Annotated in this window: 13 protein-coding genes; 5 read left to right on the top strand and 8 right to left on the bottom strand. The window is 38.6% G+C overall.

The genetic code is table 11. The features are described 5' to 3' along the window. The first annotated feature begins 196 nt into the window (after nt 1-196). Nucleotides 197-1588 (top strand): sensor histidine kinase, encoded by a 1392-nt coding sequence (locus H5203_RS01705; protein WP_259401891.1) that lies wholly within the window; start codon nt 197-199, stop codon nt 1586-1588. A gap of 140 nt (nt 1589-1728) precedes the next feature. Continuing rightward, complete coding sequence (locus tag H5203_RS01700; RefSeq protein ID WP_182819273.1) at nt 1729-2403, top strand: LytTR family DNA-binding domain-containing protein; 675 nt, start codon at nt 1729-1731, stop codon at nt 2401-2403. On the opposite strand, the gene H5203_RS01695 is transcribed toward H5203_RS01700, so the two are convergent. The 3 genes from H5203_RS01695 to H5203_RS01685 are packed head-to-tail and all read right to left on the bottom strand — an operon-like array spanning nt 2386 to nt 4029. After that, nucleotides 2386-3006, bottom strand: a complete 621-nt coding sequence (locus H5203_RS01695) for a GDSL-type esterase/lipase family protein (protein ID WP_182819272.1) — start codon at nt 3004-3006, stop codon at nt 2386-2388. The genes H5203_RS01700 and H5203_RS01695 overlap by 18 nt on opposite strands. A gap of 1 nt (nt 3007) precedes the next feature. After that, on the bottom strand, nt 3008-3532 hold the full coding sequence (locus H5203_RS01690; RefSeq protein WP_182819271.1) for a DsrE family protein: 525 nt from the start codon (nt 3530-3532) through the stop codon (nt 3008-3010). A 32-nt stretch (nt 3533-3564) separates the two neighbouring features. Then, nucleotides 3565-4029 carry an NAD(P)H-dependent oxidoreductase gene (locus H5203_RS01685; protein ID WP_182819270.1) on the bottom strand — a complete coding sequence of 155 codons (465 nt, stop codon included), beginning with the start codon at nt 4027-4029 and terminating at the stop codon, nt 3565-3567. 97 nt (nt 4030-4126) lie between these two features. On the opposite strand from H5203_RS01685, the gene soxR reads away from it, so the two are divergent. Then, nucleotides 4127-4594, top strand: a complete 468-nt coding sequence (soxR, locus tag H5203_RS01680; RefSeq protein ID WP_145234554.1) for a redox-sensitive transcriptional activator SoxR — start codon at nt 4127-4129, stop codon at nt 4592-4594. Nucleotides 4595-4831: 237 nt separating this feature from the next. After that, nucleotides 4832-6685, top strand: coding sequence for a S8 family serine peptidase (locus tag H5203_RS01675; protein WP_145234556.1), 1854 nt, complete (start codon nt 4832-4834; stop codon nt 6683-6685). Between the two features lie 341 nt (nt 6686-7026). Here the strand turns inward: H5203_RS01675 and H5203_RS01670 are convergent, their stop codons facing one another. Continuing rightward, the gene (locus H5203_RS01670) at nt 7027-7461 is read right to left on the bottom strand and encodes a GNAT family N-acetyltransferase (RefSeq protein WP_182819269.1); all 435 of its coding nucleotides are present in this window, start codon (nt 7459-7461) and stop codon (nt 7027-7029) included. Nucleotides 7462-7470: 9 nt separating this feature from the next. Continuing rightward, the gene (locus tag H5203_RS01665; protein WP_145234560.1) at nt 7471-8097 is read right to left on the bottom strand and encodes a LysE family translocator; all 627 of its coding nucleotides are present in this window, start codon (nt 8095-8097) and stop codon (nt 7471-7473) included. Nucleotides 8098-8185: 88 nt separating this feature from the next. Between H5203_RS01665 and H5203_RS01660 the strand changes: the two genes are divergently transcribed. Continuing rightward, nucleotides 8186-9580, top strand: a complete 1395-nt coding sequence (locus H5203_RS01660; protein WP_182730818.1) for a PLP-dependent aminotransferase family protein — start codon at nt 8186-8188, stop codon at nt 9578-9580. A gap of 410 nt (nt 9581-9990) precedes the next feature. Here H5203_RS01660 and H5203_RS01655 read toward each other — a convergent pair whose 3' ends face one another. The 3 genes from H5203_RS01655 to H5203_RS01645 all read right to left on the bottom strand — a co-directional run bounded on the left by H5203_RS01655 (nt 9991) and on the right by H5203_RS01645 (nt 12960). Then, nucleotides 9991-10866, bottom strand: coding sequence for a hypothetical protein (locus H5203_RS01655; protein ID WP_182819268.1), 876 nt, complete (start codon nt 10864-10866; stop codon nt 9991-9993). 63 nt (nt 10867-10929) lie between these two features. Further along, nucleotides 10930-12126, bottom strand: coding sequence for a hypothetical protein (locus tag H5203_RS01650; RefSeq protein WP_182819267.1), 1197 nt, complete (start codon nt 12124-12126; stop codon nt 10930-10932). Nucleotides 12127-12213: 87 nt separating this feature from the next. Continuing rightward, nucleotides 12214-12960: a hypothetical protein gene (locus tag H5203_RS01645; RefSeq protein WP_182819266.1), complete on the bottom strand. Its 747-nt coding sequence runs from the start codon at nt 12958-12960 to the stop codon at nt 12214-12216. Nucleotides 12961-13285: the final 325 nt, after the last annotated feature.

Below are 13285 nucleotides of genomic sequence, written 5' to 3'. Positions count from 1 at the left end.
TAATAATCACATTAAGAAACCACCGCACAATAAGCTACATAGCAATGATCAACACATTGAATTAAAGGATGAAAGCAAGTATTTTGCAGTTGTCATTAAAAAACGACCTTTGATCATTATTTTGCTGAACTAAGTGAAGTAATTCATTTAAACTTAATAAAACATATCATTAAGCACGATGAACATGGAGTGTAGTATGCAGGCAGCTATTTCAGCGCGGTGGCAACGATTAAACTTACATTATGTGGTTGTTTTACTACCCGTTATTGCTGCAATAATGCTAGAAGCACACATTCGCTATCTATCATTGAAGCAAGACTCAGCCGAGCTCTACACGCTAATTAATGGGCAACTATTTTTAGAGTGCTTGCCTTTTTTAGCTGCTCACGCTTTAGCATTTAAATTGCCACTTAAACGCTCAGTTGTAGTGTGGCTATTAGGCTTTGTTGCGTATCCTTCTCTTGTCTACCTGTTAAATATAATGTCTTCTGCGTTTGCTAATTGGCAATACCTCGACGCACAATGCTGGATACTCTCTGCATTCGCGAGTCTTATTTGGCTAATGTTAAAGCGAGTTAGTAGCGCACAAAACTCATTAACTTCAAAGTGGTTTAACTCATTAACATCTTTCGATAATATGGTTATTTTAGTATTAGTATCGTGGTCTTTAATTATGGCTGGCGTACTTAATACGCATACAAACCCGATGCTAAATCAACCTTTAGACCTGATCCTTGACATAAGCAAAGTATTTACCCAATTTAATCAATTCCTAACTTACTTTTGGCAGCTAAGCGTATACACAGCTATCATTTTTTGTTTGTACTTATTTAACCGATACATATTGATCCGCCAAATATTAACAAACCATGGTGTGTTTACTTTTCTCGCTGCATGTTTAATTTTTATTGCTTTGCTTACACCCACCCTCACTGCGGGTGTGCTTTTACTGCCCATCAATGATCTGCCTACAGAGGTTGTAAATTTAACACCAAGTGGAACTCGAAGCCTTTTTAGTAAGTATAACTACCAGTTTATGTTTTTCTTTCTTAGCGTTAGCACGCCAATTATTTTAGCCTTTGAACGCCAACAGCAGCATAATAAATTAAATGTGATTGCCAAGCAGCAAACTGAAACAGAACTGACGTTACTACAACAACAAATTAACCCGCACTTTTTATTCAACACACTAAATAACTTATATGCATTAACACTCACTAAATCAGATAATGCACCGCAGTTGGTGATGCAACTTGCCAATTTACTTCGATACACGGTCTACGAAGGTCAAAAACAACAGGTTTTCTTAACCCAAGAAATTAATTATCTTAAAGACTTTATCGAATTACAGCAGATCAGAAGTGGTGACAAGTGCCAATTTAACCTTGTTTGGCCAAGTAACCCTGGTAAATTAAAAATAGCCCCACTGCTACTCATTATTATATTAGAAAATGCTATTAAACATGGTGTAGAGCCAACATCACAGCAAACAGAAATAACCTTTGAACTCACAGTCAGTAGCAATACACTAACGCTGTATTGCGCAAACACCATCCACCAACAAAAACAACAAAAACAACAAGAATAACAAAAACAACAAGATGATTCTGGCATGGGACTGAGCAATTGAATGCGAAGACTGGAACTTCTGTACCCAAATAGCTATTCTCTGATTACAAATAGTCAACATAATATTTGGCAAACTACACTCACTTTGGAGCTTTCATCATGTTAAACGCATTGATAATCGATGATGAGCCACTCGCACACCTTGTAATTCAGCACCACTTAGCAGCTCACCCTACAATTAATATTGTTGGCCAATACTATAGCGCAAAAGATGCTTTATATGACTTGGCAAAGTTAGACGTCGATTTAGTCTTTTTAGACATCAATATGCCAGAGTTATCGGGGTTAGAGTTACTCAAAGCGCTCGCTAAACCACCGCAAGTAATTATAGTCAGTGCTTATCAAGAGTATGCCTTTGAAGGCTTTGAACTCAATGTAACTGATTATTTGCTAAAACCCGTATCGGCACAAAGGCTTGAGCAAGCACTCAACAAAGTTATAATTCGTGAGAGTCAGTTTTCAACACAGCCGCAATCAAGCATCATTCTTAAAGTTGACCGTGAAAAACGTAAGGTCAACTTAGATAGTATTGAATACATTGAGGCATATGGAAACTATGTAAGAGTTCACCTAGCTGACCAAGTGATACTTGCAACAAGCACACTTAAGCGGCTCTCAGTACAACTTGATGGCCCATTTTTGCAAACTCATAAATCATTTTTAATCAATAAAAATAAGGTTGTTGCGGTTAGTAATGACTATATTGAGCTAATTTCAGGTACGATTGTAAAAGTTGGCAAGTCATATAAAGAAGTATCACGTTCTTTGCTCTAAAATATGCTGATATAAATTATCTGCGAGCTTTTTATGTTCACAAGATGGCCAGTGCACCCCCTCATACTGACAAGGCTTAATAAACAAGAAGGCATCAACCAATATGCAGTTATGCTTGTTGGTCACTTTTTTACACCAAGCAGCAAGATGCATAACTTTATGCTCTGCCCCCGCATAGATTTTTTTATAAGCGCCGTTCGCAATTACGTTTGCAACAGAGATAACCACAATGCTTGGTACAGGTATCATTGATTGTTGATAAAACAGCTTAATAGCAGTTATAAAAGAGTCTAACCCACCTGCAATTTGCTCTGGTGTTAAGTCAAAGCGCGCTTTTAAATCATTAGTACCGAGTTGAATAATAACAACATCAACAGTATGCGCTTCCAAATACGGTTTTAAATACTTAATGCCCGATTTATCCCCCATAAACGGGGGATTATTGACTAAAGTACGATTAGGTTCCCCTGCTTCAATCACTTCAAAGCCTGTGCCCAACTGCTGCTTTAATAAAGTAGGCCAGCGTTCAGTTTCGCTCAGCCGTTTCCCATCAACAGGAGAAATACCAAAGGTATTCGAATCACCAAAACACAAAATATTCATTTTAAAATGGATTCAGCGTGTAGCCTTGTTGCTGTAACTGCGCATGAGCGGTCATTGCAGAAAGCGCCATTTTCACCCCTGGGATAAGCTGCTCTGCTGCTACCTTCATATGCATTGCCGACTGCCCGCACACATAAACAACCGTATTATTAGCAAGTAGCTGGGTGATCAAAGACTGATTTTTATTATCAACATCAAAGCGGCTTTTGTAAACGCTGTTTTCCAGCATATCAACGCTCGCGCTACCGTGTACGACTAAGGCCAGTTGGATGTTTTCCGGCTTTACCCCATGGGCAACATGCATATTAATAAAGCGCGCTAACGAATTAATAGGGTTATTTTGCTCGCCATGTTTTGCACCATCCCCCACATCAAAGGCAATTTTAAACTGCGCTTGGCTTAAGTCTGATACATGAGCTGGTACATTGTAAAAATAACCAAAGTCATTGACAACAGGAGTTGGCTCAGCAGCGATCGTTGTTAAGCTAGTTGCAAGAAGGCCAAAGCCTAAAAGTGAAGTTTTCATAAATCATCCTTTTTTGTTTAGCCTACCCGTATTTAACCAGCCTGTACATGTGAATGAGCTGTAAAAGTCATTCCTAAATAATTAAAGGTTTGTTTAAACATGTCTATAAAGGCGTCTGGCGCAGAGGCAGATGAGGCATTAGACAATAGTGAAAACTGTTTTTGACGTAAAGTTCTAAGCTTCGGTTTTAACGCCTCGTCATCCATGTAATCTGTGATCCTATCCATAAATGCTTTCATTTGTGGCGTGGTGTTATACCAGTACACAGGCGATGCGAACACCCAATGTTCGTAGCGAAGTAACACTTCAAACAAATTATAAAAATCATCATTGTGATACTGCTTATCGTAGCGATAAGGTGAAATAACATAATCATCTAAGCAAAAAACAATGCCGCTTTGTTGCTTACTATAGGCATTAACTTGCGCCGTAGTATTACCGTTTTTACGGCCACTTGAATAAATAATGGCGGTGTTATGCATTGATTTTTCTTGCATTTTATTTCTCCTTTTTTATGGTTGCAAAGAGCATGAAACCTCAAGTAAGATTGAGGTCAACCTTAAAAATTGATTTTTAATAAAAAAGAAGAGAACTATGACCGATCAACAAAAAAAGCTTGTTGAAGCTAATTTAACTGTGGGCTTTGTAGCTAAACGCAGCGGCGTAAAAGTCTCCGCACTACACTTTTACGAAACCAAAGGCTTGATCCGCAGCTGGCGGAACAACGGCAACCAACGCCGTTATAAGCCTGATGTACTGCGCCGTGTGGCGGTCATCAAAGCAGCGCAAGCAATGGGCATTACTCTTGAAGAAATCAAACAAACCCTCGCCACTTTACCTGATAAACGTACCCCTACTAAAGAAGATTGGTCAGCATTATCAAAAAACTGGCAAGCACAACTTGATGAACGTATTGCTTTTATGCAGCGCCTACGCGACAGAGTCGACGGCTGCATAGGCTGCGGTTGCCTGTCAATGACAAAGTGCCCGATTTACAATAAAGACGATTACTTAGGCGATACCCAAAGTGGCGCAGTACTTTTGAATAATCCTCAAAAATAATCCTGCCAAAAATAACAATACGCTCAATATTAAAAACACTTAAATTCAAATAATTGCACTAAAAAGCAAGCAAGTGTTAGATTCATAATAAGGCTACAAAAAACCAAAACAGTTACACTTGTTTACATATTTTTACATTTAAGTAAAATTAAAGTTAACAAAATATTTGCTTGTTGCTAATTAAAGCTATCTTTTGGAGTGCGTTTCAAACAATAACTATCCAAAAAGGATTAAACAATGCGTAAATTAAGTACTCTAAGTTTTGCTGTTTTAGTCAGTTTATCAGCGGTGCAAACTCATGCGGCAGAACTTATGTCCGTCGACACAAGCCGCGCGATTGAAGGTAAATATATCGTTGTATTTAAAACTCCCTCCGTTTTAAATGTTCAAAGTAGTGATGCAATAGCTGACTTTGCCAGTTCACAATCAGCGAGTTTAAGTAACCTATATAACATCGATGTGGCTCAGGAATTTGGCGGCATTTTAAACGGTGTTGTTGTCAATGCGTCAGATAAAACAATTCAACAAATGCTTAGCAATCCGAATATTGACTACATTGAACAAGATCAAATGATGTCGATTAACCCTTTGGCACAAACAAACGCAAATCAACCAAATGCAATCTGGGGCTTAGACCGCATAGATCAACAAGACCTCCCTCTCAATTCAAATTACTATTATGATTTTGATGGGTCTGGCGTAACTGCGTATGTCATTGATACAGGTGTACGTATAAGCCACAATGAATTCGGCAATCGCGCATCTCACGGTTATGACTTTATAGATAACGACTCAGATGCAACAGACTGTAATGGACATGGTACGCATGTTGCCGGCACGATTGGTGGTGGTACTTACGGGGTTGCTAAAAATGTCAACATCGTAGGTGTGCGCGTACTAGGTTGTAATGGTTCAGGCTCAAACTCAGGGGTTATTGCAGGTATTAACTGGGTTAAAAATAACGCGACGGGACCTTCAGTTGCAAATATGAGTTTAGGCGGTGGCGCCTCACAAGCAACTGATGACGCAGTAAACAATGCCGTAGCAGCAGGAATAAGTTTTGTAGTAGCTGCGGGTAATGACAACAGTAATGCCTGCAATTATTCACCAGCTCGTGCAGCGAACGCCATAACTGTTGGCTCAACGACTAGCAGCGATAGTCGTTCAAGTTTTTCAAACTATGGTAACTGCTTAGATATCTACGCACCTGGTTCAAGTATTAAATCAGCATGGTATAACTCAAATACATCAACAAATACTATCAGTGGCACCTCAATGGCCTCGCCTCATGTTGCTGGTGCCGTTGCACTATACCTTGATGAAACGCCCTCTTTGAGCCCATCACAAATCGATACTATGCTCAGCCAACGAAGTACTAAAAACAAAGTGTCTGATGCGAAATCTGGCTCACCGAATGAGTTACTTTATACATTAGAAGGTGGCATTATTGTCCCCCCAGAAGAAAATGAACTGACCAATGGACAAAGCGTTAACGTATCAGGCGCTCAAGGTACAAACACTTTTTATAAGCTCGTTGTTCCTGCGGGTTCTGAATCGCTATCATTTGATACCAATGGTGGTTCAGGCGATGTTGATATGTATGTACAGGTAGGGCAAAAACCTTCAACTAGTAGCTACAACTGTAGACCATATAAAAATGGCAACACAGAAAACTGCACATTCACTAACCCACAAGCTGGCGATTGGTGGGTAATGCTCAATGGCTACAGCCAATACAGTGGTGTAAGTTTAACTGGCACAATTGGCGGTGGCACTAGCTGTGGCAGCAATTGCTTAACAAATGGCGTGCCAATTACAGGGCTTTCTGGGGCACGAAATCAAGAACTTGTCTACACCATTGAAGTACCAGCAAATGCTTCGTTGAATATTAGTATGTCTGGAGGTACGGGCGACGCTGATTTATATGTTCGTAAAGGCGCACAAGCTACAACTAGTGTGTATGACTGCCGTCCATATGCAAATGGTAATAATGAAAGCTGTAACCTAGGCTCAGGACAAGGCGGTAAATATTACATTACACTAAGAGGGTACAATGCATTTTCTGGCGTAAGCATTGTTGCATCTTACTAATTAACTGACTCTAAAAAACTCAATAATACCAATAGTGTTAAGTTGCTGACCATTTATAACGACAGATAAATACAGTGATAACAAGGCAGAAATTTTGACATGTTGTTGCTCTACATAAAAAATGATTAACGCAGTTAGCGTTTTATTTAGCCCGCCAGAATGGTTAAATATTTAAGTCGATTGGTATAATAATATGGCCTATTTTTATAGGCCGTATTATTTATTGATACTCTCTAAAGTGCTCACATTTTTAATAAAACGGCTATAAATAGAGAATAAATAGTTCAGCTGCAAAATAATAATAGTATTTAACTGCACGCATTAAAGCGTTCAATCCATACTTAATTTTGCCGCTGTAATAATGTTGAGTACCCGCCAACTAAACACTTTTCCATCGAGAGATAGGGGGTTGCTTGGCTTTGAAAACCAAATTGTTGATAAAGTGAATGAGCGTCTTTTGTTGCCAGTGTAAAACGGCGTAATGATTGCAATTCAGGGTGACTCATTACATGATCCATCAGCTTTTTACCCAGCCCTTGACCTCTAAATGGCTCTAACACAAATACATCCAGTAAGTTTGCAAAAGTGGCTTGGTCAGTCACCACTCGTGCAAATGCCAATAGCTGTTTATTTTCAATTAATGCAAAGCACAGCGAGTGTGCGAACGCTTTTTCTAACCGTTCGCGACTAATGCCTTGACTCCAATAACTTCGCTCAGATAAAAACTCAAATGCTTGGGTAAATTGTTGTGGTGACAATTGGTGAGTAAATTTCATTTTATTTCCCTACTGAATGCTTGCATTGGAAAGAAAAACTAAAGGAATTGATGCCGCAAGAAACAGTGACATAACCCAATTAAAACGTTTAAAGATATTTGGCTTATTTAGAAATTGGCGCATGTATTTGCCAAAATTCACCCAAAACAAGCCTGAGCAAGCCGCGACAAGGTTAAAAATAATCACGCCCAAAATTGCAGAAGGCCAATAGGCACCTCCTGGTAAAGTCAGTGCAGTACAAAGTGTCATTAACACTGCATATGACTTAGGATTGATCAACTGAAAAAGCATGCCTTGAAAAAAATTTAAAGGCCTTGCTTGAGCATTATCACCTTTTAATTGAGAGCTACTAGCTATCTTGTATGCCAAATATAAAATATAACCACTGGCACAAAGCTGTAGAAAAAAATGCAGCTTTGGCTGTATTAAAAACAATTTCCCTAATCCTAGTAGCATTGCCAAATGCATTATCGTCATGCCTACTCGAATACCCAATAAGTGCGGTAGGGTTTTGATCACGCCAAAATGTGTGCCTGAGTGAGTAAGCAAAATATTATTAGGCCCAGGCGTAATTGACGCCGCAAAACAAAATAAAATGAGAGCCGGAGCAAGCTCAAAAACAGTAGCTGTATTCATAATAATTAATTGTATTGATACAATATTGTAGTTGTTTAATAACTATTAATTGTCATACTTATGTAAAATCATCAATATTTTTATTGTTATGAATACAATTTACAAACCGGATCACACTCTATTTAGTAGTTTGTGCAAAACACAGCCAAAATATCGCGCATTAGCCGCTTTGATTGAGCATGCTATCGACAACAAAATGCTGGGTTTTGAGCAAAAATTACCAGCCCAACGACTACTCGCTGACAGCCTAAGTGTTACACATGGTACGGTAACTCGTGCATATGCTTTACTTGAGCAACGAGGGTTGGTTACTGCAAAACTAGGGGCTGGTACCTTTGTAAGTAAAGTTATTGAGTTAAGTCATTTTGAGGGCGACACAGACTTTGCTTCAAGCATGCAACCGATGATGGGGCAACAACATGTTATGACCAATGCCCTGCAATCGCTGTCAAAGGATCAAAGTGCATTAACAGATGTGATGATTTATAAACTCAATGGACTTACCTCACATCAACATTTTTTCAAACAATGGCTAGCGGATAAGGGCTTTGATTGCTTAAACCATCCGTTGATATTTACCCAAGGTGCTCAGCAAGGAATATTCACTACGTTAGCAACCTTGTGTGAAAGTGGCGATACTGTCATTGCAGAGTCAATGTGTTACCCCGGTTTTTACCATGCGTGTCATTCGCTTAAACTTTCATTAGCACAAGTAAACGTGCATAGCGACGGGATTGATCTTGCGCAAATTGAAGCATTGTGTAAGTCGCGTACAATCAAAGCGGTTTACATCACGCCAAACTGTCAAAATCCAACCAATATTTGCTATAGCAGTAACAATTTAAATGCCCTACTGGCGCTGAGTCGCCGATATAATTTTTTCATTATTGAAGATGACGTAAATTACTGTTTGCCAGAGTATTGGCGATTACCATTGTGGCAACAAGCACCGGATCGGGTTTTTTATATTTCAAGCTTTTCAAAATATTTTGCAGGCGGACTACGAGCCGGTTACTTATTACCTCCACGACTTTGGGAGCAACCAATTTTAAAACAAATTCATAGTGAGTGTTGGGCGGTTTCCTCAATGAATTTTGAGTTAATAATGCGCGCCATTAAAAGTAACGAATTTACTTATAATCAAACTAAGCTAGCAGATGAGATACGCTATCGTATTGAACAAATAAAAAAGCTGCTTCAAACTTATGAGATAGATGCTCAGTTTGCCAGTTTAAATGTATATATTCGCTTATCCCAGTCGCAGAATATGTTTGAGTTTTGCAGCGTATTAAAAGCGCATAAGGTAATTGTAAGGACGCTAGATTCCTTTATCCCAGAAGTTCCAGCCCTAAAAGTAGATAATCCAAATGGTGTTCGCCTCACCCTAGGCGGCCCAGCAACCCGGGCTGAGTTTGACTTAGGCATCACCCGCGTTGAAGCCGCTTTACAGCAGTTTAATCAAACATTTGAGGTAGTTATTTAAATTTTATTATTCAATAAAATCGGGGAATCATTATTCCTTTGGGTGATGTGAACTCATACTTTTTTGAGGAAATATAGTGTTTAAAGTTCTGCGAATTTTCTATCACTCTTGCATTTAGTTTTGCAAATCTATATGAAATTGACATGAATATCCTTTTGCCTACCCAAGCAGTTATTTACTGCTTGGGTTAAATTCCTTTAATTTTATTATGTTACTTAACTACAGATCTACCATCAAAAATGAAGTGAATTTTTGCCACAACGTTTTACCGAACTTAATGTCACACTCGCCTTTATGTTATCTGCGTATTTCCATGGAAACTTAAATATATCCGGCGGTGTTAGCTTTTTAATAGGTTTACCCATCAAAAGGTTATCAAGCTGCTCTTCATCATTAAAATCTTTTAGAAGCTAATCATCAGCTTGATTCATTTGCTTTAAAAATGATTTATCAACACGATACCAAAAATACTTAGGGCGGCCATTCGCTTTATCAAATTCAGCGGTGGTTTTATCAAACTCACGGTAATATTCAAATTGCGGAATATCAGCTAAAGGTTGAGTAACATCCATAAAGTTTTGTAGTAATTCCCAGTGTAAAAAAGCAGAAGTAATTTGATTACTATATGTTTGGTCATATCGCATGCTTTGCTTATAATGTAACAAAGTAAAGCCACGGTATGGAAAACCGCTTTTAGGGTTATGCTGCACCCTATAATGTGCATTAAACTCTTCAAATGGGAAAATATCGAAATCTTTCGCGTTTTTAGTTGGTACCTCCACCATTCCTGTGGCACGATTAAAAATAACAGCTAGATTATATTTAAACCTAAAAAACGGCCAAATTAACCAATTAATCAATTTAGAAACTATCCAACATAATGACAGGCCCGCTAAAAATTCTAACGCAACATCAACCGCCCCTAATGCTAAACTAAATAACGGCATAACAAACAAGAATATAACAATACATAAATGAATTATTGCCCAAGTAAAGTTTATAAAACCAATCATATTTGTAGCATTTCCAACCAATGGCATAGCTAAATCACTTTTCCCTTTAGCTAAAATTGAACGAACATACCTTTCTTCTCCAGTAATATTCCTCTTATAATAACTTCTTTGGCTATTATCAAAACAATGGCCGAACACTTTTCCTCTTGGATACAGAGCCTGTTTGCTTTGATAGCGGCAGAACATTAAATCACGTTCATCTTTAGCGATTTCATTTCTAAATTTTGCATCTTGCTTACCTCTGTAAGCCGTGTCAGCATACTGCTCAAGCATATTCTATTTCCTTATGGCATATTTTCAGGCTGTTCCATTGTTTAAATACTAGGAATCCTCTAATTACCACACTTCCTGACGGTTAACTTGGCAATCGGTTGGATCTAAATAAGGTTTTAACTCCTCAGGAAAGGCGTGTTTTTCTGTTATATCTTTATCAATTTTGAAGTAATGCTCTATTGATTGATATAAGTGTGTCCCAAGCGGGATTGAGGTATCCATAAAGGTCATTGCTGTGGCATATTGCAGTGAATCCCATTCACGGTTAAAACCACCTACGTAAAATGTTGGTTTAGTGAGGCGATAATGTTTAGGGTACTTTAACGGCACCATGAGAGACACAAACACGCGTGAACCACCACGGGCTGAACCTACATTTCGCTCATTTGCACCAAAACAAACAATGTCTTCGTAAGGTAAATAAAACGGTTTTCTAAACAAAGTATGAGGGGTTTTTACTAAACCTGTATGGCGGTTAAAATAAAACTTATCTCGGTGCGATAATATGGCACGGTGTTTTAACGTAAACACTCCTAAACAAAAAAGAGTTATATAGATTGAGGCCATCACCCAGAAATATTCAAACCCATTCGCAATTAACGCAATGATATGAAAAAAGAAAACGATTAAAGCGAGGCTAGTACAACCAAAACCCAGAATAGTAAATAGATTTGACCACCCGCCAAACCATGAAATAGCAAGTTGTTGCCCATCTCCGCGAACCCAGTGCCCCTCAAGTGTTGAGCCACGGTTAGGTGACTTAAGCTCTGCTGCATATTCATCAGTGAATCGTTTACTTTTAAACGTGCGGGTTTTAAACCCGCAGCCATTGAGTGTTTCCGCTTTTCTTAGTCGCGTCTCATAACTATCTTTATGTAAATAGTCCCTTGGCAGTTGCTCGTTATAGGCTTGTTTATCCTTACGGTATTTACTTCTGTTTTCAGCTCTCCTTTTATTTTCTGCTGCTTTTTCAGGGTTATCTCTTCTAAACTCTTCTAATCGCACCACCGCTTCTTCATCTAACGCCAGTTGTTTGATGGTTTTGTCTTTTGCTCTTGTAGGGTCTCGGTTTGGGTTTTCAGCGCACCACTGGTTAATCGCGTTAATACGATTTTCTCGTTTAATTTTTTCCCGTTCTTCATGAGTTAAACCGTCTTTTTGTTCAGCAAAATAGCGCTCAAGATCCTCATCACTAATAAGGTTATCAATTAAGTCATCAAGTTCGCTTGATTTCTCTGAGCTTTTATCATCACTACTCATTGTTACTCCTTTAATTGCTGTACTTCATTATGTATTGTTTTTACAACTCAACTTATTAAAACTTAGCTTTTTTTTATAATTTACCCTTTATAAATGAATGATGGCTTGGCTAATGACTTGGCCAATCCGGTGGCTATATTTGCGGTCATCGCTAAATTCGTACCAGCTTGGTGCTTCTCCTTGCTTATAATATTCGATTGGTAAGCCATACTTGCTTGAAAATCCTTGAATGATTGATTGACCTTTACCACTTGGGTATACGGTAGCTTCTAGTTTGAGTTCTACCTGGTCGCCTGGCTGCAAACCAAATTCAGTCAAAAATGCATTGTAATTTATTTCTGCTTGCCAGCCTGTTCGAGCAGGTTGAAGCATCCATATTGCATCTACTAATATAGGGGAATTAAGGGGGATTTGTTTAAATACTCTATGCTTTGTGTAACGTGACATTCTACGTTGTATCATTTCTGCATATTTTTTAGCTGCTTCAACATTATAACCACGATAAGGTGCAATTATATTTGCATCAGTTGGATTAACGACCCGCCAATAGAGCTTTGTATCAACTCCCTCTTTTACCGCAGCAACGGGAGTCGATAAACTAATTGAAATAGTTTTGGCAAGGTGGCTTGCAACCACTTTAATATAAGGCTTGTAAAGTGCATTATAAACATCGAGAAGCGCTAAGTCAGGTCGGTTCTGCCACTCGTCAGCTCGTACACTAGTTGAGCCATCATTAATAAAGGCAGCTTTCCCCCACGGACATGCATGTAGCCACGCTTCAATTTCAGATTCACTAAAGTAATAAATAAGCCCTGCCGCAATTAAAATTATCACTAACCCTGCAACGCATGAATTAAGATGATACCCATCTTAACTATTCAGAGTGAGTGTCGTTTTTATTTTTAAATTTGCGCGACACAAAGCCCCGTCTACGCAAATTTAAAGAACAGTATTACATCGCCTGTAGGCGGGAGTTTACCTCGCGCATGGTTTGTTTTTATTCTACTTCATCACCAAAAACGCGTATTTAAAGGCAGGGCAAGAGCATGAAAAAAATCTATGATTTCAATATCTTTTCAAGGTAATCTGTACTGCGCATAGCTTTTTTCTGTTTTGCGGGCATGCCTTTATTAAAGCTTGTTTCTGCTTTTAGCTGATT

It is taken from the genome of Pseudoalteromonas sp. SG41-1 (assembly GCF_014164575.1).
Taxonomy (GTDB): Bacteria; Pseudomonadota; Gammaproteobacteria; order Enterobacterales; family Alteromonadaceae; genus Pseudoalteromonas; species Pseudoalteromonas rhizosphaerae.
The sequence above is the reverse complement of the archived record's forward strand: the minus strand, read 5'-3'. Positions and strand labels throughout refer to the sequence as shown.